Origin of the sequence: Planosporangium mesophilum (genome assembly GCF_016863255.1) — a bacterium.
Taxonomy (GTDB): Bacteria; Actinomycetota; Actinomycetes; order Mycobacteriales; family Micromonosporaceae; genus Planosporangium; species Planosporangium mesophilum.
Genome location: NZ_BOON01000005.1, coordinates 149,989 through 173,311 on the forward strand (window position 1 = coordinate 149,989; position 23,323 = coordinate 173,311).

The window sequence follows — 23,323 nt, forward strand, 5'->3', positions numbered from 1 at the left end:
CCAATCCTCACTTCGTGTGGTCGACGACCACCTTGCCGAAGATGTCACCCGACGCGAGCCGCTCGAACGCTCCCCGTACGTCACTGAAGGCGTGGACCGAGTCCACGATCGGGCGTACGCCCCGGTCGGCGCAGAGCCGCAGCAGTTGATCCAACTCTTCGGCGGTGCCCATCATCGAGCCGAGGATCTCCACCTCGCCGGCGAAGACCCGGCGCAGGTTCACCTCCGGCAGGTGCCCGGAGGTGGCCCCGGAGACGACGATGCGACCGCCCCGGTTGACGCACTTGAGCGAATGGTCGAACGTCGCCTTGCCGACGGTCTCGATCACCACGTCGACCCGCTCCGGCAGCCGGGCACCGCTCTCCAGGGCGGTGGCGCCGAGCGCCGCGATCCGCTCCCGCTTGTCGGCATCGCGGCTCGTCGCGTACACCCGCGCGCCGAGCGCCACGCCCAGCACGACCGCGGCGGTCGCGACGCCGCCGCCGGCGCCCTGGACCAGGACGCTGCCGTTCTCCGGCAGCCGGCCCTTGGTGGTCAGCATCCGGTACGCGGTGAGCCACGCCGTCGGCAGGCAGGCCGCCTCGGCGAAGGACAGCTCGGCGGGCTTCGGTACGAGGTTGCCCGCGGGCACGGCCACCCGCTCGGCGAGCGTTCCCGGGTAGCGCTCGGACAGGATCGACTGTGCGCCGTTGGGCTCGGTGATCACCGAGTACACGACGACCTCGTTGCCGTCGGGGTCGACCCCGGCGGCGTCGCAGCCGAGGATCATCGGGAGCTGTTCGGCCTTCAGCCCGACCCCGCGCAGCGACCACAGGTCGTGGTGGTTGAGCGCACTGGCCTTGATGTCGACGGTCACCCAGCCGTCCTGCGCCGGTTCGGGCTGCTCCCCTACCGTCAGCGCGGCGAGCGGGTCTTCGGAGTTGAACGTGGAGGCATACGCGGCACGCATGTCGCGACGCTAGCAGACCCTTGGACGCCCCTGATCGGCACAACCACCGATGAAGAAGTCGTTGCCTCAGGCCCTGCTGGAGACCACGACCTCCGGTGTGCACGCTGTGCCGATCAAGGGGACCACGTCAGGAGCGGGTGACGCCGTCGCGCACGGCGGCCGCGGCCACCGCCTCGGTCACCGCCGGGGCCACGCGGGGGTCGAGCGGACTCGGCACGATCGCGTCGCGGCGCAGCTCGTTCGCGACGACCCCGGCGATGGCGTCCGCCGCGGCGACCTTCATGCCCTCGGTGATCCGGGTCGCCCCGGCGTCGAGCGCGCCCCGGAAGACGCCCGGGAACGCGAGGACGTTGTTGATCTGGTTGGGGAAATCGCTGCGGCCGGTGGCGACGACCGCGGCGTACCGGGACGCGATCACGGGGTGCACCTCCGGCGTCGGGTTCGCCAGCGCGAAGATCGCGCCGCCCGGCGCCATGCCGGCGAGGGCCTCCTCCTCGATCGTGCCGCCGGACAGGCCGATTAGCACGTCCGCGCCGCGCAGCGCCTCCGCGATGCCGCCGGACACCCCGTCGCCGTTGGTGAGCTCAGCCATCTCACGCTTGATCGGCGTCAGGTCCGTACGGTCGGAGTGGATCGCGCCGCGCGAGTCGACCACGATCACCGACCCCGGCTCGACCCCGCCGGCGATGAGCATCTTGGTGACCGCGACGCCGGCCGCGCCCGCCCCGCTGACGACCACGCGCAGCCGCTCGAGCTTGCGGTCGAGCAGCGCGGCCGCGTTTCGCAGCGCGGCGAGGACCACGATCGCCGTACCGTGCTGGTCGTCGTGGAACACCGGGATGTCCAGCGCCTCGTCGAGACGCTGCTCGATCTCGAAGCAGCGCGGCGCGGCGATGTCCTCCAGGTTGATCCCGCCGAACGACGGCGCGATCGCCTTGACTGCGGCGATGATCTCCTCGGTGTCCTGGGTGTCCAGGCAGATGGGGACGGCGTCGACGTTGGCGAACTGCTTGAACAGCGCGCCCTTGCCCTCCATGACGGGCATCGCCGCGCGCGGCCCGATGTTGCCCAGGCCGAGCACCGCCGAGCCGTCGGTGACGACGGCCACGGTGTGCTTGACCCAGGTGTACTCGTGAACCAGTGTCTCGTCGGCTGCGATCGCCTCGCACACCCGCGCCACGCCGGGGGTGTATGCCAGGGAAAGGTCATCCCGGGTGGACAGCGGGACGGCGGAGTTGACCACCAGCTTCCCGCCGCGGTGCAGGGTGAAGACAGGGTCGTGCTGATCGAAGGACACGGGGCCTCCTTGCCGCGTTGAAAAAACGTACGTGGCGCGCCGTGTCGCTGCGGGTCTGAAACGACGGCGGCGCGCGCTCATGCGCGGGGGTCTCCCTGGTCTACGGAGAGCATAGTGGCCTGGGCACGGACACCCGCGTGGACAATGTCACGCCGACGCCGAGACGTCGGCCGATCCCAGGGGTACACCGAGCGCCGTTGCCCAGCAGCGGCGCGCCGAAACTCAGGCCCCCGCCGAAACTCGGGCCCCGCCCAAACTCGGTCGTACCCGAAACTCAGCGGCGCCGAAACTCACCGTCGCCGTCGCAGCAGCGACGGGCGCGGCCACCAGCGCAGGACGACCCTACCCTCGACATCGGCCACGCCGTACGCCCGCGAGTCGTCGGCCACGAACTCGTTGTCGCCGATCAGCCACCAACCGCCGGCCTCGGCCCGAGCGACCCGCTTGACGACCAGCAACGACGGGCGTACCCGGAACCGCGCCACCACGACGTCGCCCGGCCGTACCCGCGTCGTACGGCGCACGAGCAGCGCGTCACCGTCCCGCAGGGTCGGCGACATCGACGGGCCTCGCACCAGGACCGGGTACCACGGCAACGGCAATCCGGGCATCTCCTGTCGCTGTAAGGAGTGGGCAGGGGTAACCTCGCCCTTGAGAGATCATCGCAAACCACACCAGGAGGGTTCGATGCGTCTGCCGCGTCTACTCACTCCCCGCACCGTCGTATCCGCCCACTGCGACCTGCCCTGCGGCGTCTACGACCCCGCACAGGCCCGCATCGAGGCCGAGTCGGTCAAGGCGATCTGTGAGAAGTACCAGGCCAACCAGGACCCGGAGTTCCGTACCCGGGCAATCATGATCAAGGAGCAGCGGGCCGACCTGGTCAAACACCACCTGTGGGTGCTGTGGACCGACTACTTCAAGCCGCCGCACTTCGAGAAGTACCCGCAGTTGCACGGCCTCTTCAACGAGGCCACTAAGCTGGCCGGCGCCAGCGGCGCGAAGGGTTCTGTCGACCCGGACGTCGCGGACAAGCTGCTCGCGAAGATCGAGGAGATTTCCAAGATCTTTTGGGAGACGAAGCAAGCCTGACACTCAGGTGATGGTTGGTGGCCCCCGCGCCCGGGTACGGGCGATGGGGGCCACCAACCCATCTGGACCGATCACCGATCGGCCCGAACCCGCGGGTACGGGGCTCGGCGGTGGACTGCCGCGGGAGGTGGAATGAGCGTCGAGATCCGGCCGATCAGCCGGGCGGACGTGGCTGCTGTGGTGTCGATGGTGCATGAGCTCGCCGAGTACGAGCGCGCCCCCCGGGAGTGCCACCTGACCGAGGCACAGCTCGAAGCCGCCCTCTTCGCCGACCGCCCGGCCCTGTTCGGGCACGTCGCCCTGATCGACGGTGAGCCGGTCGGCATGGCGCTGTGGTTCCTGAACTTCTCCACCTGGCGGGGCGTGCACGGGGTGTACCTCGAGGACCTGTACGTGCGCCCCACCGCCCGCGGCACCGGTATCGGTCGGGCGCTGCTCGCCACCCTCGCGGCCGTCTGCGCCGAGCGCGGGTACGAGCGCCTCGACTGGTGGGTGCTGCACTGGAACCCGGCGCGCGAGTTCTACCACTCCATCGAGGCCGTACCGATGGACGAGTGGGTGCCCTACCGGTTGACCGGACCGGCCCTGCGATCGCTGGCCGAGCAGGCACCCACGGCGAAGTCCGAGGACCTACAGTCGTCGATGCGGGGTGATGCAGGGTGACTCAGGTCGTACCGGAGCGGTCCACACCGGATCAGGCTGCCGACGTCGTACTGCTCGCGGTGCCGGCCTCCGGCGCCTGGCTGGGCGTCCTGCGTACCGCCACGGCGAGCCTCGCCTCGCGCCTGTCGTTCACCCTGGACGAGATCGAGGACCTGCGCATCGCCGTCGACGAGGCGTGCGCGATCCTGCTCGCGCTGGCCTCCCTCGACGCCGCCCTGTCCTGCCGGTTCACGGTGACCCAGGACGCCCTCACCGTCGACGCGACGGTGCCCATCGACAACCCGTCGTCGGTACGCCTGCCGACCGGCGAGTCGTTCGCCTGGCAGGTGCTCAGCGCCCTCGCCGACGACGTGGCGGCCAAGGTCGAGAACGACCTGGTCTGCATCCGGCTGACCAAGCGCCGCCCCAGCCAGCCCGACTGAGGCGCTCCCCCGTCCGGCTGAGCGGGTCGCCACCGGCCGGGCGGGCCGCCCGGCAAGGTCACTGCACCCCGAGCGCCTCACGGGTGGCTGGGGCGATCAGCAGGCCCGCACCGAGCAGGCCCAGCGCGAACACCGGTACGCCGAGCCAGGCCAGCCCACCGGAGACCATGTACCAGCCGATGGGCAGCAACATCAGCTCCATCACGACCGCCGGTCCCCGCGCCCAGGCCCGGCGGCGGGCGAGCGCGAGCGCGAGCACGCCGAGCAGGACGGCGATCAGGGCGGCGAAGCCGGTGACGATCATCGCGTCCCGCAGGCTGGCCGCCCGGGCGGTGAAATCCTTGTAGACGAGGAACGCCACGATCAGGGCGACCACCGTGGCCTGGACGGTGAGCAGGCCGACCGCAGCGCGGAGCGTAGCCGCCGCCGATCCGCCGGATGGGCGCTGAGATCCCGTCACGCCGGTCACTGTACCGCCGAAGAACAGGCTTGCCCGGGCAGCCTCCGGGTACAGTGCCCGCCATGCGTGCGCTTCTCGTGGTCAACCCCAAGGCGACTACCACGAGCGAGCGCAGCCGCGACGTTCTGGTCCGCGCGCTGCGCAGCGAGGTGGATCTGACCGTGGCCTACACCCGACGGCGGGGTCATGCGGCCGACCTGGCGCGGGACGCCGCCGCGGAGGGTATGCACCTGGTCGTCACGCTCGGTGGTGACGGCACCGTGAACGAGGCCGTCAACGGATTGATGGCGGCCGGCGACAAGGCCGACAACCGGCCCGCCCTCGCCGTTGTCCCCGGCGGTTCGACCAACGTGTTCGCGCGCGCCGTCGGCATGCCCAGGGACTGGGCCGACGGGGCCAGCGTGATCCTGGAGGCGCTCCGCGAGGAGCGCTCTCGCATGATCAACCTGGGCCGCGCCGACGACCGGTACTTCACGTTCTGCGCCGGGCTCGGGCTCGATGCCGAGGTGGTCCGGCGGGTCGAGCGGGCGCGACTGCGGGGCCGCACCTCGACGCCGTGGCTGTACCTTCGCTCCACGCTGACCCAGTACTTCCTGGAGACCGAGCGCCGACACCCGCCGGTGACCCTGGAACGCCCCGGCGAGCGGCCGTTGGTCGGGCTGGCGACGGTCATCGTCCAGAACGCGGCACCGTGGACCTATCTCGGTGACCGTCCGGTGAACCCGTGTCCGGACGCGTCCTTCGACACGGGGCTCGACGTGATGGCATTGCGTGAGCTACATGTGCCGAGCACCACGCGCACGGTGAAGCAGATCTTGTCCCGCGAGCCGCAGCCACACGGAAAGCGTGTTCTCAATCTCCATGATCTTGAAACTTTCACGCTGCGCGCCGACCGTCCGATGGCCTTTCAGCTCGACGGCGACTACCTCGGCGAGCGGGACAAAATCGAACTCCATTCCGTCGCAGATGCGTTACGAATCGTGTGCTGAACCGTTGTCCTTTGTTGGACAGCACACAAAAGCGAGGCTCAACGGTTGCGACACTCGTGAAACGGTGGCAACCAGTGACCACGAGTACTACTTTTGTAACCGACAGTCGTAAGCACGGGGCCCGGGCGGACCTGAAAAACCGGACATACACAGCGTGACCTCACTCACGCGCTCCGAGTTTTTCAGAACCTGCCCCTTGACATCGCCATAGTTCGTGAAAGTATTCACAAGCGAAGCGAGTTGCCTGCTCACGCGCTGCCGCCCAGCCGGGGTTCATCCACACGGACGGTTTCGCGAGACGCATATAGGAAACATTTAACGCACTCACTGCCACTGATCCGCAAACCAAGGAGTGTTGCCGCCATGTCGGACTGGCGCCACCGTGCTGCCTGCCGCGATGAGGACCCGGAACTGTTCTTCCCGATCGGGACGTCTGGTCCGGCCCTGCTGCAAGTCGAGCAGGCTAAGGCGGTCTGTCGGCGCTGCGCCGTGACCGACGAGTGCCTCCAGTGGGCACTCGACTCGGGTCAGGACGCCGGCGTCTGGGGCGGAATGAGCGAAGAAGAGCGGCGCGCTCTCAAGCGGCGCGGCGGCTTGCGGGTTCGCGCTCACTCTGCCTGATCTGGACCGTGTGACGCCCCGGGGAGCGCTGCTCCCCGGGGCGTCACTGTCGGTCGACAACTCCATGTCTTCGGTGACCCTCACGCTCAGTCGAACAACTCTTCCAGGAAGCCACGGCGCTTCTTGTGCGGGTGATGACCGTGACCGGGGTGCTGGCCGTACATCGGGTACTCGTCGGAGTCGAAGTCACGATGACGCCGATCCTGGTGCGGTTGCTGGTACGGCTGGTACGGCTGCGACTGGTGGGGCTGCCCGCCGCCGTGCCATGTCTTCTCCGCGTCGACCAGTCGCTCCAACTCACCCCGGTCGAGGAAGATCCCCCGACACTCGGCGCACTGGTCGACCGTCACGCCGCTGCGCTCGTACTGGCGCATCTGTCCCATGCATTTGGGGCATGTCATCTGCATCTCGTCACGGTACCCGCACCCGTCTATATCCGATCTTGTAGTAGCTCGCGGCTACACGAACTTCGACTTCTCCCGCACCGGGTCGCCCAACTGTCGGCGGAGCCGCGGCCTGGAGGCCACCTCCACCCGGCCACGTCCGAAGGCATCGATGTGCCCCCACCGCCCGGGAATGTCCAGTAGCTCGATGCGCCCGATCCCGACCGGCAGGGCCGGGTCGACCACCAGGTGGTCGCCTAGCGGTTCCAGGCCGAGCATCGTGCGCAGCAGCAACAGCGGCGTACCGGTGGACCACGCCTGCGGCGAACAGGCGGTGGGGTACTGGACGGGGTACCTGGTCAGCGCCCGGTCGTAACCGGCGAACGCCTCCGGCAGCCGCCCCTCGAAGAACTCCGCCGCGTCCAGCATGCCGGCCGCCAGGCGCGCGGCCTCCTCCTTGTACCCGTACCGGCGCAGGCCCCAGGCGATGAAGGAGTTGTCGAACGGCCAGACCGTACCGACGTGGTAGCCGACCGGGTTGAAGCGGGCCTCCCCCTGCGCCAGCGTCCGCACGCCCCAGCCGGAGAACAGCGCCCGGCCGAGCAGGTGCCCCACCACGGCGCCGGCCTTGTCGTCGTCGACGATCCCGCTCCACAGCAGGTGGCCGTTGTTGGACGCGAGCGCGTCGACCTGGCTGCCGTCCGCGTCGAGGGCCAGCGCGTAGTGCTGGCGATCGGAGATCCAGTAGTCCTGGTTGAAGCGCCGCTTGCACGCGTCGGCGTCGGCGTCCAGCCGGTCCGCGTACTCCGGGTCGTTCCAGATCTCGCGGGCCAGCCGCGCGCCGCGCTTCTTCGCGTCGTACGCGTACCCCTGCAGCTCGCACGTTGCCCGGGGAAAGCCGGGAAGTCGGCCGTCGTGGTACGAGATGGAGTCCCACGAGTCCTTCCAGCACTGGTTCTCCAGGCCCGTCTCCGGCTCGCGCGGCTGGTACGCGATGTAGCCGTTGCCCATCAGGTCGGCGTACTCGTCGATCCAGCCGAGCGCGGCGCGCGCCTCCAACTCGAACTGGCGCACCAGGTCCGCGTCGCCGGTCCACCGCTCGTACTCGTCCAGCAGCACCACGTACAGCGGCGTCGCGTCGGCGGTGCCGTAGTACGGCGACTGCGGCCGCTCCTCGAAGGCGGTCAGCTCGCCGTAGCGCATCTCGTGCAGGATCCGCCCGGGATCCTCGTCGCGGAAGTCGTCGACGCACCTGCCCTGCCAGTCGCCGAGCACCCGCAGCGTGGTCGCCGCGAGCTCCGGCGCGAACGGCAGGGCCTGCAGGCTGGTCAGGATGCTGTCCCGGCCGAACATCGTCATGAACCACGGCAGGCCGGCGGCCGGGAGGCTGTTGCCGCCCGCCAGGACCGGCGAGAACCGCAGCGCGGCGAGGTCGACCAGGCTGCGCCGGTACGTCGCCTGCAGGGACTCCCAGTCGCACTCCAGTCGCGGCGCCCGCCCGATCCACTTCTCCAGGTCGCCCCTCATCTTGGTCGGGGCGGTCGCGCCACGGCTCGGCTTGGGCATGAGTGACCGGCCCCCGACCCCGGGGCTCGCCGGGGTCACGTGCAGCTCGGTGGTCCACTTGCCGTGCGGCTGGAGCCGGACGTCGAAGCTCAGCCCGTGCTCGTCGACCTGGGCCGGCGCCGTCGTGGAGATCATGGTCTCGCGGCGGAAGGTCTCCCGTTCGTACCCGAGTAGCAGGCGACCGTCGTCGACGCGGGTGTAGTACTTGCCCTTCTTCGCCAGGTTGTCCTTGATCTCGAACAGGTCGGCGAAGTCCGCTGCCGCCTCGACCCGGATCGCGAGGTCGACGGGCTGCTCCTGGTGGTTGAGGACGGTGAGCCGCTCGTGCAGTCCGTCGCAGACCGTGCGCTGGCGGATCACCGACTGCTTGGCGTCGACGTACACGCTGCTGGGCGCGGCGACGAGGAAAAACCGGGTCTCGTAGTACTCCAGGTCGTCGGTGGAGAGCATGGTGAGCCGCCTGCCGTCGACCGTCAGCGCCCAGGTGGACAGGAAGCGGGTGTCGTACGAGAAAAGCCCGGTCGGCTCGGTGAACGACGCCTCGATGTCGCCCTGCGGGTCGCTGACCACGAACGTGTTGCCGTCCAGGGTCTGTACCAGGCCGTCGGTCATGACCGCTCCCCCACGGCGTTCTGGGTGACGAACGGGCGTCGGCGGTGGGAGCAGGGCCCCGGAAGCAGCCGCTGCACCACGACCCACGTCTCCCGGTCGCCGTCGACGGACAGGGCGCCGCGCAGCATCGCCGCGATCGCGTTCACCTCACCGGTGACGATGCCGTCGAACAGCGCCCGATCGGCGCAGATGCCGCAGCAGCTCTTGCCGCTGCCGCGGGTCACGTGGAGGTCGCCCTTGTCGATCTCCACGCGCCAGTGCGACGCGTGCCCGCCGTCGGTGATGTTGAAGCGCACCGTCGCGGTGATCCTCTCGAGCCGCGGTTCGTGCCCTCTTCGACCCAGCTCGTCGAAGAACTCCTCGGTCGGAGTCGCCATGGCCCCAGAGCCCCCTCACGTTCGCGACAGCAGCCCGGAGAGCGGCGTCGCCACATGCCAGCGCGGTATGCCCGGAAGGCGACGCACAGACGATCTGGACGCGCCGACCGGACTGCAACAGCCTCGCCGGAACGGGCGGGCGGGGGCATCACCCATACCGGGTGAAAGGCGGGTCGGAGCGTGAAACCTCGGCCGGAGGGGGTCAGGCAGCGAGGGGTGCGGCCCGGCCGACGGCGTCGACCCGGTCGAGGACGAGCCGGGCCAGCTCGGGCATCGCGCCCAGCGGCTGCGCCGCGGCGACCGCACCGGCGGTACGGGCGGACTCCACCGCCGCGTCGTAGAGGCGCCCGGGGGCCAGGAAGTACGCGGCGAGCGCGACCGAGCGCGCCCCGCCCTGGCGCAGCGCGTACACCGCCTCACCGGGGGTGGGTGCGCTGGCGGAGGCGTAGGCGGGCAGGCACGGCAGGCCCAGGCGGCCGCCCAGGGCACGGGCGGCGAGGTCGACGGTGGACAGTGCGGCCCGGTCGCGGGTACCGGCGGCGGCCAGGACGACGGCGTCGAAGGGTACGCCCGTCTCTGCCAACCGCCGGCGCAGGCCGGCCAGCAGCGGCGCGGGTACGACACCGCCGACAGGGCCCACCACGTCGGTCAGCTCGACGGCCAGGTCCACGCCGTCGGTGCGGGCCTTGGCGAGGGCGGCCGGGATGTCCACCCGACCGTGGTACGCGGAGGTGAGCAGCAGCGGTACGACGGTGGCGGAGGTGAAGCCCGACCCGCGCAGCGAGGCGAGCACCTCCTCCGGCCGGGGCCCCTCGTGGTCGAGGAACGCGGCGCACACGGTCTCACCGGGTCGGGCCGCGGCGACCGCCCGGGCCAGGGCCCGGGTGGTCGCCGCCGCTCGCGGGTAGCTCGAACCGTGCGCGACCAGGACGACCGGACTCACAGATGCAGCCCGCATTCGCTCTTGTCGAACATCGGCCAGCGACCGGCGCGGGGGTCGGTGCCGGGCGGGGTGCGCTTGGTGCACGGCCAGCAGCCGACCGAGGCGTACCCCTGACGCAGCAGCGTGTTGACCGGCACGTTGTACCGGGAGATGTACGCGTCCACGTCGGCCTGGGTCCACGCGGCCAGCGGCGAGACCTTGACCATGCCCCGGTTGGCGTCGAAGCCGACGACGGGGGTGTTGGCCCGCGTCGGGGACTCGTCGCGCCGCAGACCGGCCGCCCACGCGTCGTAGCCCTCCAGGCCCCGCTCCAGCGGCTCGACCTTGCGCAGGTCGCAGCACTCGTCGGGCCTGCGCGCGTACAGCCGGGGGCCGTACTTCTCGTCCTGCTCCGCGACGGTCAGCTGGGGCCGGATCGACCGGACGGTCACCGGCAGCGTCCGCTGCACGATGTCGCGTACCCGCAGGGTCTCGGCGAAGTGCAGGCCGGTGTCGAGGAACACGACGTCGACACCGGGCGCCACCCGGGACACCACGTGTGCCAGTACCGCGTCGGCGAACGAGCTGGTCACGCAGAACCGCTCGCCGAACGTCTCGACGGCCCAGGCGACGATCTCCTCGGCCGGCTTGCCCTCCAGCTCGTGACCGGCGACGGTGGCCAGTTCGCGCAGCTCTTCCTCGGTACGGGTGTTCATCGCGCTCGTCACCGTGAAACCTCCAGTGCCTTGCCGATCAATCCAAGAAACTTCACCGAGAACACGCGGGCGCAGGAGTGGCACTCCCACGCGCCGTGGCCGCCCTCCGCAGAGGGGCGCAGGTCTTCCTCGCCGCAGTACGGGCAGTACAGGGGCGCCTGCCGCTCACTCATGCCAGTTCCGCCTCGTCGGTGCGGACGACCCACTGCGCGAACGTTTCGCCGTCGGTGCGGGCGGCGAGGTAACGACGGGCCAGCCGCTCCACGTACTCGGGCAGCTCGTCGGCGGTCGTCTTGAGGCCGCGCACCTTGCGGCCGAAGCCGGCCGTGTGTCCGGCGGCCACGCCCAGGCCGCCGCCGAGGTGCACCTGGAAGCCCTCGACCTGGCGGCCGTCCGCCGCCGTCACGATCATGCCCTTGAGCCCGATGTCGGCCACCTGGGTACGCGCGCAGGCGTTCGGGCAGCCGTTGAGGTGGATCGAGATGTCGGCGTCGAAGGACGCCAGCCGCTTCTCCAGCTCGTCGACCAGCGACGCGGCGCGGGCCTTGGTCTCGACGATCGCGAGCTTGCAGAACTCGATGCCGGTGCAGGCCATCGTGCCGCGCCGCCACGCCGACGGCTTCGCCTCCAGCCCGATCTCGCGCAGCGCCGCCACGATCGAGTTCACGCGATCCTGGTCAAGATCAAGAATCAGGAGCTTCTGGTACGGGGTGAGCCGCACCCGGCCGCTGCCGTGCGCCTCGGCGATGTCCGCGACCTTGGCCAGGATCTCCCCCGAGACCCGGCCCGCCACCGGGGCGACGCCGACGTAGTACTTGCCGTCCCACTGCTTGTGGATGCCCACGTGGTCGATCGGGCGCTCGGGCAGCTCCGGCGCCGGGCCATCGACCAGCTTGCGCCCGAGGTACTCGTTCTCCAGCACCTCGCGGAACTTCTCCGGGCCCCAGTCTGCCATCAGGAACTTCAACCGGGCCCGGTTGCGCAGCCGCCGGTACCCGTAGTCCCGGAAGATCTTGATGACGCCGTGCCAGACCTCGGCGATCTCGTGCAGCGGCACCCACACGCCGAGCCGCTTGGCGAGCATCGGGTTGGTGGACAGCCCGCCGCCGACCCACAGGTCGAAACCGGGGCCGTGCTCGGGGTGGATCACGCCGAGGAACGCGACGTCGTTGGCCTCGTACGGGGTGTCGGGCAGCCACGAGATCGTGGTCTTGAACTTACGCGGCAGGTTGGACAGCTCCGGGTCCCCGATGAACCGGTCGGAGATCTCCTTGATCGCCTCGGTGGCGTCCAGGATCTCGGCCTCAGCCACGCCGGCGACGGGGCTGCCCAGGATCACCCGGGGCGTGTCGCCGCACGCCTCGGTGGTCGACAGGCCCACGCCCTCGATCGTCTTCCAGATGGCCGGCATGTCCTCGATCCGGACCCAGTGCAGCTGGATGTTCTGCCGGTCGGTGATGTCGGCGGTGTCACGCCCGTACCGGGTCGACACGTCGGCGATGGCGCGCAGCTGGGCCAGGTCGAGCTGGCCGCCGTCGACGCGCACGCGCAGCATGAAGTACTCGTCCTCGAGCTCGTGCGGCTCCAGGACCGCCGTGCGCCCGCCGTCGATGCCGGGGCGGCGCTGGGTGTACAGGCCCCACCAGCGCATCCGGCCGCGAAGGTCCTGCGGGTCGATGCTGGCGAAGCCGCGGTGCGCGTAGATCGTCTCGATCCGCTGGCGGACGTTGAGCCCGTCGTCGTCCTTCTTGAAGCGCTCGTTGGGGTTCAGTGGTTCGCGGTACCCCAGCGCCCACTGACCCTCACCACGGCGGGGGCCCTTGCCCCGTGCGCCGGATCGGGAAGTGGCGGGGACGGCGGTAGCCGTCATGCGAGCGTCCTCCTGCTGATGGTGGGAGCGCGCGCACCGGTAACCGCGAAAGAATGCGGTTGACTTCGATGTCAGAAAAAAGTCCGGCGCGGTCGCGCACCCGGAACGGAAATACGGGCGGCGTCAGGCAGCCGGACAGATGGCGCTGCGCACGCGACCGAAGTCGACGTGTCGGCGGCTGGTAAGCCGCAGGGAAGCAGCAGTCATACGGACGATCGTGCCACGAACCAGGGCGCCGGCGCCACGGTTCCGTGAGGGCGGTCTCACTCGGCACCAGCGGTTGACCAGCGGAAATTCTCTTTAACACACCAGATTGATAGGGATTTCTGCGCGCTGTGGAGACGCGGGGGAACGCCCAGTTCACCCGCGGATCTCACCGCTTGGAAAGTCCCGCAGTCGGGAAGGTCTCACCGCTTGGAGAGCGGAACCACCAGCACCGCTTCGGTACCGCCCTCCGCCCGCCGCCGCAACTCGATCGAGCCGCGCAGCTCACCGGTGGCGAGGGTACGCACGATCTGCAGCCCGAGCCGCTCGCTCGCCTCCAGGCTGAAGCCGTCCGGCAGGCCGAAGCCGGTGTCGGCCACGGTCACGTGCAACTGCCGGCGGAACCGGTGCGCGCTGATCACGACGGTACCCTCGTCGCCCGGCCCGTACGCGTGCTCGACGGCGTTCTGGAGCAGCTCGTTGAGCACCATCACCAGCGGCGTGGCGACCTCCGCCGGGAGCACGCCGAAGGTACCGGTACGCCGCATCACCACCCGCGACTCGGGCGCCCCGACCTCCTTCGCCGCCGACGCGACCCGGTCGACGATGCCGTCGAAATCCACCGCCTCGTCCGACGACATCGACAGCGTCTCGTGTACCAGCGCGATCGAGGCCACCCGGCGTACCGACTCCTCCAGGGCGGCCCGCGCCTGCGGTACCCCGACCCGCCGGGCCTGCAGCCGCAGCAGCGCCGCGACCGTCTGGAGATTGTTCTTCACCCGGTGGTGGATCTCCCGGATGGTGGCGTCCTTGGTGATCAACTGCCGGTCCCGGCGGCGCACCTCGGTCACGTCCCGTACCAGGACCAGCGCGCCGATGGGCGTACCGGCCGGCATCAGCGGGAGCGCCCGCATCAGGACGGTGGCCCCGCGCGCCTCGAGTTCCCGGCGCGGCGGCGCCTCGCCCCGCAGCGCGGCGAGCAGCGCCTCTGCGCTCTCGCCACCCTCCAGCGGGTCGTCGGCCAGCCGCCCGGTGATGGCCGACAGCTCCTCCCCCACCAGGTGCGTCGTCAGGCCGAGCCGCCGGTACGCCGACTGCGCGTTCGGGCTCGCGTACGTGACCTTGCCGCCGCCGTCGAGCCGGATCAGCCCGTCGCCGACCCGCGGCGCGCTGGTCGTCTCCCCCGGGTGGCGGTACGGCGGGAAGCTCCCGTCGGCCACCATCTGGGCCAGGTCATCGGCCGTGGTGAGGTAGTTGAGCTCCAGGTGGCTGGGGGTACGCGCGGTCGACAGGTTGGTGTCCCGGCCGATGACCGCGATCACCCGGTCGCTGCCGGCCCGCCGGACCGGGATCGCCTCGTGCCGCGCCGGGGTGTCGCCGTACCAGACCGGATCGCCCTCCCGCCAGATCCGACCCTGGTCGCGGGCGATCGCCAGGTGCGCCACCTCGGCCCCACCGAAGATCCGGCCGACCTGGTCGTCCTGGTACGCGGTCGGCCCGGTCGTCGGGCGTACCTGGGCCACACACAGGAACTGGCCGTCGTCGAGCGCGACCCACATGATCAGATCGGCGAACGACAGGTCGGACATGAGTTGCCAGTCGCCGGCGAGCCGGTGCAGGTGCTCGATGTCGGCGGGCTCGAGGTTGGTGTGCTCCTCGACGAGGTCACGCAGCGTGGACACGCTTCACAGCCTGCCACGCCCCGCCCTGTAGCCTCTTCAGGCGTGCGCCGCTTTGTCACTACCCTCGTCGTCGTGGCGCTGTGCGCCGCCCTGTCCGGTTGCGGCTGGCTGCGAGCCGGCGGACAGAGCAGGACCAAACCGAACGGGTTCGTACTGCGCGGGTACGCCACGGTGGCGGGGGCGCCGGCGGGGCAGGTCGGCAGCCCCTGCCAGGTACCGAACTCCGGGATCGCGCCCGGTACGCCGCTGAAGGTGACCGACCCGCCGGACCACACGCTGGCGATCGGCACGCTCGGCGGCGGGGTGCTCGCGGCGGACGGTGGGACGTACCGGTGCAACTTCCCGTTCGAGATCTACGGCGTGCCGGGCGGGCACACGACGTACGAGATCAGCGTGGACAACCGTCCGCCGGTGCGCTTCCCGGCGGACGAACTACGCCAGGACAAGCCCGCCGTGATCCTGGTCGACGCGCCTTCTTCTCCGACCCCTTCCCCATGATCATGGGTAGCGGGACTCTCAGAGGGTTGTGGTGACCTTCTTGAGGCCGCGGGGGGCGTCGGGATTCTCACCCCGGTGCCGCGCCAGCTCCAGCGCGAGGCGCTGCAGCGGCAGGATGTCCAGCAGCGGCGCGTACCGCTCGTCGACGTCGGGGGTGGGGATGCGCAGCGCCGCACCGGCCACGTCGGACGGGCCGATCGCCACCACGTCGGCGCGGCGCTCGTCCAGCCGGGCCAGCACCTCGCGCATCGCGGCGCCGCCGGGGCCCGACCCGACGACGGCGAGCACCGGCACGTCCGGGTCTGCCATGGCGAGCGGGCCGTGCAGCAGGTCGGCGCCGGAGAATGCCAGCGCCGGCAGGTACGAGGTCTCCATCAGCTTGAGGGCGGTCTCCCGGGCGGTCGGGTACGCGTAGCCCCGCCCCGTGGTCACCATCCGCGCCGCGAAGCGGTACCGGGGGGCGAGCTCACCCGGCGTCGGGTCGTCTGTCAGGGCCTGCGCCAGCGCCGGCAACTCGGCGAGGGCGGCCCGCTCCTCGGCGGGCAGCGCACCGTCCCCGGCGCGCACCCCCTCGACCAGCATGAGCAGCGCGAGCAGCTCGGCCGAGTACGTCTTGGTCGCGGCGACCGCCCGCTCGTGCCCGGCCGCGATGTCGATCGACAGCTCGGCGGCGCCGGCCAGCGGCGAGGACGGGTTGTTGGTCACGGCCAGGGTGTGCGCGCCCTGCTCCCGGGCGACCCGGACGACCTCGCACAGGTCCGGCGAGCCGCCGCTCTGGGAGACGCCGACGACCAGCGCGTCGCGCAGGTCGGGACGGGCGCCGTAGACGGTGTACGCCGACGGCGAGGCCAGCCCGGCCGGGATGCCGAGCCGGATCTCGGTCAGGTACGCCGCGTACAGCGCCGCGTGGTCGGAGGTACCCCGGGCGGTGAAGATGACGTGGCGCGGCGCCCACCCGGCGATCCGCGCGGCCACCTCGGCGATCGCGGGCGCCTGCACGTCCAGCAGCCGGGCGTAGACCTCGGGCTGCTCGGCGATGTCCGCCGCCATCCCGCTTCCTGGCTGGCCCGTCACGACGTCCTCCCGACTGTTTTTGCGCGTTTCAGCAAGGATGGTCGCACAAACGAGCAGGAGCACACAACGAACGCGCAGTTTCGCGCATCACACCCGGTCCCGCCATGATCATGGAACCCTTTCCGCGCTGGGAACCGGAAGAGGCTCCGTGATCATGGGAGGGGTTTGCGCAGAGCGAGCAGGTTCACCTCGGGCGCCGGTACCCAGTCCCGCTCGGGGATGCGGTGGAAGCCCATCGAGGTGTACAGCCGCTGCGCGGAGACCACGAAGTCCCGGCAGCAGATCACCACGGCGCCGCGGCCGGCCTCGGCGGCGCGACGCAGGCACTCGTCCACCAGCAGCCGACCCACCCCGAGCCCCTGGGCCGCGGGGTCGACGGCGAGCATCCGGAACTCGGCCTCGTCAGGGCCGGCCAGCTCGGCGTACCGACTACCGGGCAGTACGAACGTCACCGAGCCCAGGAGCCGGTCGGTCCTGGTGTCCACCGCGACGAGCACGGTGCCGTCGGCCGCGCGCGACACCACGTCCGCGAGTACGCGCTCGTACCCGGTCGCGGCCCCGAGCTGCCCGGACTCGGTGTACGCGGCGACGGTCAGCCGGCCGATCTCGGCGTATTCGCCGGGCACCGCCAGCCGGACCGCAACGATCATTCGATCACCGCGATGAGGTCACCCTCCTGGACCACGTCGCCCTCGTTGACCACAAGCTCCTTGAGCACCCCGGTGGACTCGGCCACGACCGGGATCTCCATCTTCATCGACTCCAGGATGACGAGGGTGTCCCCCTCTTCGACCGTCTCGCCGGTGGCCTTGACCACCTTCCAGACGTTCGCCACCATCTCGGCGTGGATCTCCTCGGCCATGTGCCCGTCCTCTCGTGTCGTTGCCCCGGTATCCAATCACGGCCGGCGGAAAACCGGCGGTCGAGTCGGCTGGTGGGGCGCGCGCCGTCGCACTGACCCGCGGCTTCGCGTGCCGCATCGCGGCAGCGCCTGACGCGTCACGTCCGGTTTGTGGCGTCGCTCTTCCCGGATCGGCGTAAGGGACGGGCTGGATCGGCGTAAGGGACGGAGACGAGGCGGACTACTCCGTCTGAAGCTCCCGGAACTCCCGCTCGTCGCCCTCGAAGACAACCAGATCGGCAAGCTTCTCGCGCAGGCGCTGCTTGAGCTCGGCCGGCGCCTTGTCGGCGCCGCAGGAGCGGGCCACCAGCACCTTCACCTCCTGCTCGATGCCGAACTCACGCAGGCACGGCGAGCATTCGTCGAGGTGTTCGCGGATCAGTAGCCGCCGGTCTTCGGAGCACTCAAGGTCGAGGTACAGGTAGACCTCGGCCAGCACCTCGCGGCAGTCGGTCTCGTGGGGTTCGCCGCAGCTCATGCGATCACCTCGCTGCGCTCGGTGATGCATTCGCGAGGCACTGAGCTGATGGCTCGCTCGCTCCGCTCACTCACGACGATCACCTCGCTGCGCTCGCCGGGCACTGGGCTCATGGTTCGCCAGCTCCGCTCGCTCACCGCGACGCCTCCTGCCCGGCCGGCTGGCTCTCCGCAGCGACCCGGTTGAAACCCCGGTCGGCAGCGTAGCGCTCCAACAGCTTGCGCAGGTTGCGCCGGCCGCGGTGCAGCCGCGACATCACGGTGCCGATCGGCGTACCCATGATGTCGGCGATCTCCTTGTACGAGAAGCCCTCGACGTCGGCTAGGTAGACCGCCAGCCGGAACTCCTCCGGCAGCGACTGCAGCGCCTGCTTGATGTCGGAGTCGGGCAGCCGGTCCAGCGCCTCGGTCTCGGCCGACCTGAGCCCGCTGGAGGTGTGCGACTCCACCTCGGCCAGCTGCCAGTCGTGGATCTCGTCGGTGGGTGCCTGGATCGGCTGGCGCTGCCGCTTCCGGTACGAGTTGATGTACGTGTTCGTGAGGATGCGGTAGAGCCAGGCCTTGAGGTTGGTCCCCGGCTCGAACTGGTGGAACGCGGAGTAGGCCTTCAGGAACGTCTCCTGGAGCAGGTCCTCGGCGTCCGCCGGGTTACGCGTCATCCGCAGCGCGGCCCCGTAGAGCTGGTCCAGGAACGGCATCGCTTCCTGCACGAAACGGTCACGCCGCTGGTCGGGCTTCTCGTCTACTGACACGCGCCCCTCTTCCCTTGACCGTCCCACCGAGGATACGCCGCCCGGTCGAACGCCATTTCCGGATGGGTGGACGGTCGCTCCATCGAGGGAGACAGCGGGCCAGGTCGGGTCGGCCTTGGCCGGCGCGGGCTCGATCGCCGCGGACCATCCCGGCCCGGTCAGTACGCGCCGCCAACGCTCCGCTTCGTACGTGTCGGACTCCCTGGTAACAGTGCGCACCCGGGATCCTCCCTTCGCCAGTGGTCGATACACCTCGAGGTGCCAACCTTCCGGCGGGTGCAACCCGGCCACGACACAGATCATTCCGGGATGTGGTGTGAGGGATCAGGCAGCGGCCCAGCCGTGCCCGGCGAGCCACCCGCGCGCGACGCCGGCCACCGCCGCGGGATCACGACGCAGATCGTGCGTCTCGCCGCGGAGTACCCGCACGTCGACCTGGCCGGACGCGGTCGGCACGCCGAACGCGTCCCGGTCGCCGTTCACGACGAGGGTCGGTAGGTCCACGGGCAACTCCCCGGCCCGGCTGCGATCGGGCTTCCCCGGCGGGTGCAGCGGGAACGCCAGCGCGAGGGCGCCGGCCGCGCCGAGCTCAGCCGCGGTACGGCAGGCCACCCGGGCACCGCTGGAGCGGCCCCCGACGATCAGGGGCAGCCCGGCGGGCACCAGGTCGCGCAGGGCGGTGACGACGGTGACGTAGGCGCGGTCGAGCTGGCCGGCCGGCGCGGGCGCGCGGCGCCCCGCCACCCGGTAGGGCTGCGTGACGCGCGCGACGACCACGCCGGCGGCGACCGCCGCGTCGCGTACGGCGACGAGATCGACGGCGTCCACCCCACCACCGGCGCCGTGGCCGAGCACGAGCAGGCTCCTGGGCGCGGTGGTGGGCTGGTCGACGTCGAGCCGTGCCGGTCCGTACGGGGTGGCGACCTCGATCATGCCTGCATCGTCGCAGCCGTCCGGCTATCCGCTGGCGGCACCCACCTGCTCGAGTACGCGCAGGACGTTCATCCCGGCCAATCGTTCGGCGTCGTACGGCGCGCTGTGCACCTCCGAGCGCCAGGCGACGAGCATCGCCCGTCTCTCGCGCGGGGTCGTGGCGCCCCACACTCCGTGGCAGTCACCGACGTCCAGCGCCCAGGCAAGGCAGGAGCCCTGCACGTCGCAGGTCCGGCACAGCGCGACGGCGGCATCCGCCGGCTCGCTGGGCGCCGGAAAGAACGTCTCCGGATCAACACTCTGGCACAGGCCCCTGGTGCGCCACGTCGGATCGAGATCGCGTTCACTGAGCGCGCGGACAAGCCGCGGATCGCGCCTGGCTGCAGCAACCTCGTGTGGACGTGGCATTCGCGCCCGGGTCATGCACCCACCTCCCCCGTGGGTTTACGACTATTCGGCGGGCGCACACAGACTTAGAACACCACGCCCACCGGCGCTGTGTTCTACCGCACATCGGCGCACTTCGACAAGTGCGTTGCGCGAGATTACGTAAAAGCCGCCTCCCAATTACCGTCGTATCAGTCGAAAAGCGTCAGGTCCTGTGGCTGCCCCACGGAGCCGCCGAGGGCCGGCGCGGGCACCCGCTCGATCAACCCCGGGCCGTCGTTGCGGACATCGCCGACCGCGCGGCCGACACGTCGGATCTCGATCGAGTCGAGGTATTCGGCGGGCGGTGGCCCGATCATCGCCGCCGCGGTCGCGGCGTCGGCGTCCAGCCAGTGCCGCCAGCGGCCGGCCGGCAGGACCAGCGGCATGCGGTCGTGTACCCCCGCCAGCTCGCCGACCGCGGCCGTGGTCACGATCGTGCACGTCAGGAGCTTGTCCCCCCAGACCGTCCAGAGGCCGGCGAAGGCCATCACGTCGCCGCCGCGGTGGGTCATGAAATACGGCTGGCGCTGCTTGGGCGAGAGCCGGACCCACTCGTACCACCCGTCGGCGGGGACCAGGCAGCGCCGGGTGGCGAACGACGGCGCGTACGCCCGCGTCGTCGCCACCGTCTCTCCGCGCGCGTTGATCATGCGGGCGGCGCCGCTCGTGCCCTTGGCCCACGGTGGCACGAAGCCCCACCGGGCCAGGGACAGCACCTGGTCGCCGGCGCTGCGGGAGCGGCGCACGATCGGCACCGCGTCGGTCGGCGCCACGTTGTAGTCGGCGGCCAGCCCGTCACCCGTCTCGTCGCTCGCTTCGAACAGCGCGCTGAGATCAGTCGCGCTACGGGTTGTCGCGTACCGGCCGCACATGGCAACCACGCTACCGGTGACAGGGTCGCCCCGCCGCCCCGTTCACCCGCCATGATCTGCACAAGTTCCAGGAAGTAGTGGCCTCAGGGCACCCGTCGAGACCACGACTTCGGCGAAGTCGTGGCGACCATGTGGGACGCGATCGTCGGCGCCCGGACGCGTTCGGCAGACTGTACGAGTGGCAGACAGCAACCCCGCCGTTACCCGACCGTCCGGATCCGAGCGGCCGTGGACGGCCCCGACCGCCGCCGGACCCGTCGCGGCGACCGTACGGTTGCCCGGCTCGAAGTCGATGACCGCGCGGGCGCTCGTACTCGCGGCCGTCTCGGCCGGGTCGAGCACCCTACGTGCCCCGCTACGCGCCCGGGACACCATGCTCATGGCCGCCGGCCTGCAGGCCATGGGTGCGACCGTGAGCACCGGCGACGACGATCTGTGGGTGGTACGCCCCCGCCCCATGCACGGCCCGGCAAAGGCCGACGTGGGCCTGGCCGGCACGGTGATGCGCTTCCTGCCCCCGGTGGCCGGGCTCGCCGAGGGGCCGGTGACGTTCGACGGCGACCCGCGCGCCCGGCAACGGCCGATGGCGCCGCTGATCGACGCGCTGCGTCGGCTCGGGGTGGAGATCGAGGCGACCGGGGGCGGGAACCTGCCGCTGACCGTGCGCGGCGCCGGCCGGGTCACCGGCGGCGAGGTCACGATCGACGCGTCCAGCTCGAGCCAGCTCATCAGCGGCCTGCTGCTCGCCGGCGCGGCCTTCGACCGCGGCCTGGTGGTACGTCACGTCGGGCCCCCGGTACCGAGCGCTCCGCACCTCGAGATGACCGTACAGATGCTGCGGGCGGTCGGAGCCGGGATCGACGACAGCACGCCGGACGTGTGGGCGGTCCAGCCGGGCCGGCTGGCCGGCCGGGCCTGGGACATCGAGCCCGACCTGTCGGGCGCCGCGCCGTTCCTGGCCGCCGCCCTGGTGACCGGCGGCGCGGTCACCGTGCCCGGCTGGCCCAGCAGCACCACCCAGGCCGGTGACCGGTTGCGCGAACTGCTGTCGGCGATGGGCGGCCAGCCCGGCCTGTCCACCCGGGGCCTGACCATGCGGGGCACCGGCGCGGTACACGGCCTCGACGCCGACCTGTCCGAGGTCGGCGAGCTCACGCCCGTACTCGCGGCTCTTGCGGCGGTGGCCGATTCACCGTCGCGGCTACGGGGCATCGGACACCTGCGCGGGCACGAGACCGACCGGATCTCGGCGCTGGCGCGCGAGCTGGGTAGCCTGGGCGCGGACGTGACCGAGCGGCCCGACGCGCTGGAGATCCGGCCCCGGCCCCTGACCGGCGGGCGGTTCGAGACCTACGACGACCACCGGATGGCCCACGCCGCCGCGGTCATCGGGCTCGCGGTGCCCGGCGTCGAGCTCACGGACGTGGCATGCACCGCGAAGACGATGCCGGAGTTCCCGGCACTATGGTCGGCGATGGTGGGCGAGAAAACGGGTGACCAGCGAGGGGTAGAGCGCTGAGGCGACCGCGCGAGTACGACGAGGACGACGTACGGGTACGGCCCGGCCGGTCCACCCGGCCGCGTACCCGGATCCGCCCACGCCACGAGGACGCCGTCGAGGGCTTCGTGGTGGCGGTCGACCGTGGCCGGTACACCTGCCAGGTGGGCGACGGCCGGATCGTCGTCGCGATGCGCGCCCGCGAGCTCGGCCGCCGCGGGGTGGTCGTGGGCGACCGGGTACAGCTCGTCGGGGACGTGTCCGGGCGCTCCGACACCCTCGCCAGGATCGTGCGCATCGACGAGCGGACCTCCACGCTGATGCGCACCGCCGACGACGTCGAGAACAGCATCGAGGGGCGCCAGGAGCGGGTCGTCGTCGCCAACGCCGAGCAGCTCGTCATCGTCAACTCGCTGTCGGATCCGCCGCCGCGCACCGGGTTCATCGACCGGTGCCTGGTCGCCGCGTACGACGCCGGCATCGAGCCGCTGCTGTGCCTGACCAAGGCCGACCTGGCCGGCCCCGAGGAGGTCCTGCACTACTACGCCGAACTGGACCTGCCGTACGTGCTGTGCCGCCCGGAGGAGGAGCCCACCGAGCTGATGGAGGCCCTGACCGACCGGCTCTCGGTCCTGGTCGGCCACTCCGGGGTCGGCAAGTCGACGCTGGTGAACCGACTCGTCCCGGGCACCGACCGGGCCGTCGGGGTGGTCAGCGCCGTCGGCAAGGGCCGGCACACCTCCACCAGCGCCGTCGCCCTCCCGCTGCCCGCCGGCGGCTGGATCATCGACACCCCGGGCATCCGGTCGTTCGGCCTGGCCCACGTCTCGCCGGACAGCCTGCTGCACGGCTTCTCCGACCTGGTCGAGGCGACCACCCGGTGCTCGCCCAACTGCGACCACACCGGCGCCGGCGGCGACTGCGGGTTGGACAAGCTGATCGCCGAGGGCGGGGCCGACCCGCGCCGGCTGCTGTCGTACCGCCGGCTGCTGGCCTCCCGCAGCGGCGAGGACACTGACACCACCGGCTAGCGTCGGCCGACCTTCACCGACGACGCCCGGGTC

The 23,323-nt window shown here is 71.0% G+C and carries 28 protein-coding genes; 8 read left to right on the plus strand and 20 right to left on the minus strand.

Annotated features, from left to right (window positions below; all coding sequences use genetic code 11):
- Window positions 1–7: 7 nt before the first annotated feature.
- The 3 genes from Pme01_RS03165 to Pme01_RS03175 all read right to left on the minus strand — a co-directional run bounded on the left by Pme01_RS03165 (window position 8) and on the right by Pme01_RS03175 (window position 2,857).
- On the minus strand, window positions 8–949 hold the full coding sequence (locus Pme01_RS03165; protein WP_168112744.1) for a zinc-binding dehydrogenase: 942 nt from the start codon (window positions 947–949) through the stop codon (window positions 8–10).
- A gap of 127 nt (window positions 950–1,076) precedes the next feature.
- The gene (locus Pme01_RS03170) at window positions 1,077–2,246 is read right to left on the minus strand and encodes an NAD(P)-dependent malic enzyme (RefSeq protein WP_239087988.1); all 1,170 of its coding nucleotides are present in this window, start codon (window positions 2,244–2,246) and stop codon (window positions 1,077–1,079) included.
- A 290-nt stretch (window positions 2,247–2,536) separates the two neighbouring features.
- Complete coding sequence (locus Pme01_RS03175; RefSeq protein WP_168112742.1) at window positions 2,537–2,857, minus strand: S26 family signal peptidase; 321 nt, start codon at window positions 2,855–2,857, stop codon at window positions 2,537–2,539.
- 76 nt (window positions 2,858–2,933) lie between these two features.
- Between Pme01_RS03175 and sodN the strand changes: the two genes are divergently transcribed.
- Genes sodN through Pme01_RS03190 form a run of 3 tightly spaced genes read left to right on the plus strand, consistent with a single transcriptional unit; the run spans window position 2,934 to window position 4,423 of the window.
- On the plus strand, window positions 2,934–3,338 hold the full coding sequence (gene sodN, locus Pme01_RS03180; RefSeq protein WP_168112741.1) for a superoxide dismutase, Ni: 405 nt from the start codon (window positions 2,934–2,936) through the stop codon (window positions 3,336–3,338).
- Window positions 3,339–3,398: 60 nt separating this feature from the next.
- A complete protein-coding gene (locus tag Pme01_RS03185; RefSeq protein WP_168113383.1) occupies window positions 3,399–4,001 on the plus strand; it encodes a GNAT family N-acetyltransferase in 603 nt (200 codons plus the stop codon).
- Window positions 3,998–4,423 (plus strand): ATP-binding protein, encoded by a 426-nt coding sequence (locus Pme01_RS03190; RefSeq protein ID WP_203935405.1) that lies wholly within the window; start codon window positions 3,998–4,000, stop codon window positions 4,421–4,423. Before Pme01_RS03185 ends, Pme01_RS03190 begins: the two co-directional genes overlap by 4 nt.
- Window positions 4,424–4,481: 58 nt before the next feature.
- On the opposite strand, the gene Pme01_RS03195 is transcribed toward Pme01_RS03190, so the two are convergent.
- Complete coding sequence (locus Pme01_RS03195; RefSeq protein WP_168112740.1) at window positions 4,482–4,883, minus strand: hypothetical protein; 402 nt, start codon at window positions 4,881–4,883, stop codon at window positions 4,482–4,484.
- Window positions 4,884–4,945: 62 nt separating this feature from the next.
- Between Pme01_RS03195 and Pme01_RS03200 the strand changes: the two genes are divergently transcribed.
- Together Pme01_RS03200 and Pme01_RS03205 are read left to right on the plus strand one after the other, a co-directional pair.
- Window positions 4,946–5,872 carry a diacylglycerol/lipid kinase family protein gene (locus Pme01_RS03200; RefSeq protein WP_168112739.1) on the plus strand — a complete coding sequence of 309 codons (927 nt, stop codon included), beginning with the start codon at window positions 4,946–4,948 and terminating at the stop codon, window positions 5,870–5,872.
- Between the two features lie 363 nt (window positions 5,873–6,235).
- On the plus strand, window positions 6,236–6,493 hold the full coding sequence (locus Pme01_RS03205; protein WP_168112738.1) for a WhiB family transcriptional regulator: 258 nt from the start codon (window positions 6,236–6,238) through the stop codon (window positions 6,491–6,493).
- Window positions 6,494–6,579: 86 nt separating this feature from the next.
- Here the strand turns inward: Pme01_RS03205 and Pme01_RS03210 are convergent, their stop codons facing one another.
- From Pme01_RS03210 to Pme01_RS03245, 8 genes are all read right to left on the minus strand, one after another.
- Window positions 6,580–6,900, minus strand: coding sequence for a TFIIB-type zinc ribbon-containing protein (locus Pme01_RS03210; RefSeq protein ID WP_168112737.1), 321 nt, complete (start codon window positions 6,898–6,900; stop codon window positions 6,580–6,582).
- Window positions 6,901–6,951: 51 nt separating this feature from the next.
- Window positions 6,952–9,054 (minus strand): amylo-alpha-1,6-glucosidase, encoded by a 2,103-nt coding sequence (locus Pme01_RS03215; protein ID WP_168112736.1) that lies wholly within the window; start codon window positions 9,052–9,054, stop codon window positions 6,952–6,954.
- Window positions 9,051–9,431, minus strand: a complete 381-nt coding sequence (locus tag Pme01_RS03220; protein WP_168112735.1) for an SCP2 sterol-binding domain-containing protein — start codon at window positions 9,429–9,431, stop codon at window positions 9,051–9,053. Before Pme01_RS03220 ends, Pme01_RS03215 begins: the two co-directional genes overlap by 4 nt.
- A gap of 202 nt (window positions 9,432–9,633) precedes the next feature.
- Window positions 9,634–10,389 carry a sirohydrochlorin chelatase gene (locus Pme01_RS03225; protein ID WP_168112734.1) on the minus strand — a complete coding sequence of 252 codons (756 nt, stop codon included), beginning with the start codon at window positions 10,387–10,389 and terminating at the stop codon, window positions 9,634–9,636.
- On the minus strand, window positions 10,371–11,069 hold the full coding sequence (locus tag Pme01_RS03230; RefSeq protein ID WP_168113382.1) for a phosphoadenylyl-sulfate reductase: 699 nt from the start codon (window positions 11,067–11,069) through the stop codon (window positions 10,371–10,373). Before Pme01_RS03230 ends, Pme01_RS03225 begins: the two co-directional genes overlap by 19 nt.
- Window positions 11,070–11,077: 8 nt before the next feature.
- The gene (locus Pme01_RS03235) at window positions 11,078–11,242 is read right to left on the minus strand and encodes a hypothetical protein (RefSeq protein WP_168112733.1); all 165 of its coding nucleotides are present in this window, start codon (window positions 11,240–11,242) and stop codon (window positions 11,078–11,080) included.
- Complete coding sequence (locus Pme01_RS03240; protein ID WP_168112732.1) at window positions 11,239–12,939, minus strand: nitrite/sulfite reductase; 1,701 nt, start codon at window positions 12,937–12,939, stop codon at window positions 11,239–11,241. The genes Pme01_RS03235 and Pme01_RS03240 overlap by 4 nt, the downstream gene beginning before the upstream one ends.
- 407 nt (window positions 12,940–13,346) lie before the next feature.
- On the minus strand, window positions 13,347–14,825 hold the full coding sequence (locus tag Pme01_RS03245) for a sensor histidine kinase (RefSeq protein ID WP_168112731.1): 1,479 nt from the start codon (window positions 14,823–14,825) through the stop codon (window positions 13,347–13,349).
- 42 nt (window positions 14,826–14,867) lie between these two features.
- On the opposite strand from Pme01_RS03245, the gene Pme01_RS03250 reads away from it, so the two are divergent.
- Window positions 14,868–15,323, plus strand: coding sequence for a hypothetical protein (locus tag Pme01_RS03250; RefSeq protein ID WP_168112730.1), 456 nt, complete (start codon window positions 14,868–14,870; stop codon window positions 15,321–15,323).
- A gap of 18 nt (window positions 15,324–15,341) precedes the next feature.
- Here the strand turns inward: Pme01_RS03250 and Pme01_RS03255 are convergent, their stop codons facing one another.
- From Pme01_RS03255 to Pme01_RS03290, 8 genes are all read right to left on the minus strand, one after another.
- Window positions 15,342–16,373, minus strand: a complete 1,032-nt coding sequence (locus tag Pme01_RS03255; RefSeq protein ID WP_168112729.1) for an SIS domain-containing protein — start codon at window positions 16,371–16,373, stop codon at window positions 15,342–15,344.
- Window positions 16,374–16,549: 176 nt separating this feature from the next.
- Entirely contained in the window at window positions 16,550–17,047 is a 498-nt protein-coding gene (locus Pme01_RS03260) for a GNAT family N-acetyltransferase (protein WP_168112728.1), read from the minus strand.
- Window positions 17,044–17,259: a biotin/lipoyl-binding carrier protein gene (locus Pme01_RS03265; RefSeq protein ID WP_168112727.1), complete on the minus strand. Its 216-nt coding sequence runs from the start codon at window positions 17,257–17,259 to the stop codon at window positions 17,044–17,046. Before Pme01_RS03265 ends, Pme01_RS03260 begins: the two co-directional genes overlap by 4 nt.
- A 220-nt stretch (window positions 17,260–17,479) precedes the next feature.
- On the minus strand, window positions 17,480–17,776 hold the full coding sequence (gene rsrA, locus Pme01_RS03270) for a mycothiol system anti-sigma-R factor (RefSeq protein WP_168112726.1): 297 nt from the start codon (window positions 17,774–17,776) through the stop codon (window positions 17,480–17,482).
- Between the two features lie 133 nt (window positions 17,777–17,909).
- Entirely contained in the window at window positions 17,910–18,767 is an 858-nt protein-coding gene (locus Pme01_RS03275; RefSeq protein ID WP_373315444.1) for a sigma-70 family RNA polymerase sigma factor, read from the minus strand.
- Window positions 18,768–18,851: 84 nt separating this feature from the next.
- Entirely contained in the window at window positions 18,852–19,460 is a 609-nt protein-coding gene (locus Pme01_RS03280; RefSeq protein ID WP_168112724.1) for an alpha/beta hydrolase family protein, read from the minus strand.
- A gap of 24 nt (window positions 19,461–19,484) precedes the next feature.
- The gene (locus tag Pme01_RS03285) at window positions 19,485–19,883 is read right to left on the minus strand and encodes a WhiB family transcriptional regulator (RefSeq protein ID WP_308441022.1); all 399 of its coding nucleotides are present in this window, start codon (window positions 19,881–19,883) and stop codon (window positions 19,485–19,487) included.
- Between the two features lie 155 nt (window positions 19,884–20,038).
- A complete protein-coding gene (locus Pme01_RS03290; protein ID WP_168112723.1) occupies window positions 20,039–20,761 on the minus strand; it encodes an SOS response-associated peptidase in 723 nt (240 codons plus the stop codon).
- Window positions 20,762–20,939: 178 nt separating this feature from the next.
- Here Pme01_RS03290 and aroA point away from each other — a divergent pair, with 178 nt between their 5' ends.
- Window positions 20,940–22,280, plus strand: a complete 1,341-nt coding sequence (gene aroA / locus Pme01_RS03295) for a 3-phosphoshikimate 1-carboxyvinyltransferase (RefSeq protein ID WP_168112722.1) — start codon at window positions 20,940–20,942, stop codon at window positions 22,278–22,280.
- A 71-nt stretch (window positions 22,281–22,351) separates the two neighbouring features.
- Window positions 22,352–23,290, plus strand: coding sequence for a ribosome small subunit-dependent GTPase A (rsgA, locus tag Pme01_RS03300; RefSeq protein WP_203935415.1), 939 nt, complete (start codon window positions 22,352–22,354; stop codon window positions 23,288–23,290).
- Window positions 23,291–23,323: the final 33 nt, after the last annotated feature.

Excerpts from the sequence above, each read along its gene's own strand:
- Pme01_RS03220 (WP_168112735.1), bottom strand. The coding sequence starts at position 9,431 with ATGGCGACTCCGACCGAGGAGTTCTTCGACGAGCTGGGTCGAAGAGGG.
- Pme01_RS03165 (WP_168112744.1), bottom strand. The coding sequence starts at position 949 with ATGCGTGCCGCGTATGCCTCCACGTTCAACTCCGAAGACCCGCTCGCC.
- Pme01_RS03215 (WP_168112736.1), bottom strand. The coding sequence starts at position 9,054 with ATGACCGACGGCCTGGTACAGACCCTGGACGGCAACACGTTCGTGGTC.
- Pme01_RS03235 (WP_168112733.1), bottom strand. The coding sequence starts at position 11,242 with ATGAGTGAGCGGCAGGCGCCCCTGTACTGCCCGTACTGCGGCGAGGAA.
- Pme01_RS03240 (WP_168112732.1), bottom strand. The coding sequence starts at position 12,939 with ATGACGGCTACCGCCGTCCCCGCCACTTCCCGATCCGGCGCACGGGGC.
- Pme01_RS03210 (WP_168112737.1), bottom strand. The coding sequence starts at position 6,900 with ATGCAGATGACATGCCCCAAATGCATGGGACAGATGCGCCAGTACGAG.
- Pme01_RS03290 (WP_168112723.1), bottom strand. The coding sequence starts at position 20,761 with ATGTGCGGCCGGTACGCGACAACCCGTAGCGCGACTGATCTCAGCGCG.
- sodN (WP_168112741.1), top strand. The coding sequence starts at position 2,934 with ATGCGTCTGCCGCGTCTACTCACTCCCCGCACCGTCGTATCCGCCCAC.
- Pme01_RS03175 (WP_168112742.1), bottom strand. The coding sequence starts at position 2,857 with ATGCCCGGATTGCCGTTGCCGTGGTACCCGGTCCTGGTGCGAGGCCCG.
- Pme01_RS03225 (WP_168112734.1), bottom strand. The coding sequence starts at position 10,389 with ATGCGGGCTGCATCTGTGAGTCCGGTCGTCCTGGTCGCGCACGGTTCG.
- Pme01_RS03285 (WP_308441022.1), bottom strand. The coding sequence starts at position 19,883 with ATGACCCGGGCGCGAATGCCACGTCCACACGAGGTTGCTGCAGCCAGG.
- Pme01_RS03200 (WP_168112739.1), top strand. The coding sequence starts at position 4,946 with ATGCGTGCGCTTCTCGTGGTCAACCCCAAGGCGACTACCACGAGCGAG.
- Pme01_RS03205 (WP_168112738.1), top strand. The coding sequence starts at position 6,236 with ATGTCGGACTGGCGCCACCGTGCTGCCTGCCGCGATGAGGACCCGGAA.
- rsrA (WP_168112726.1), bottom strand. The coding sequence starts at position 17,776 with ATGAGCTGCGGCGAACCCCACGAGACCGACTGCCGCGAGGTGCTGGCC.
- Pme01_RS03265 (WP_168112727.1), bottom strand. The coding sequence starts at position 17,259 with ATGGCCGAGGAGATCCACGCCGAGATGGTGGCGAACGTCTGGAAGGTG.
- Pme01_RS03230 (WP_168113382.1), bottom strand. The coding sequence starts at position 11,069 with ATGAACACCCGTACCGAGGAAGAGCTGCGCGAACTGGCCACCGTCGCC.
- Pme01_RS03260 (WP_168112728.1), bottom strand. The coding sequence starts at position 17,047 with ATGATCGTTGCGGTCCGGCTGGCGGTGCCCGGCGAATACGCCGAGATC.
- Pme01_RS03280 (WP_168112724.1), bottom strand. The coding sequence starts at position 19,460 with ATGATCGAGGTCGCCACCCCGTACGGACCGGCACGGCTCGACGTCGAC.
- Pme01_RS03255 (WP_168112729.1), bottom strand. The coding sequence starts at position 16,373 with ATGGCGGCGGACATCGCCGAGCAGCCCGAGGTCTACGCCCGGCTGCTG.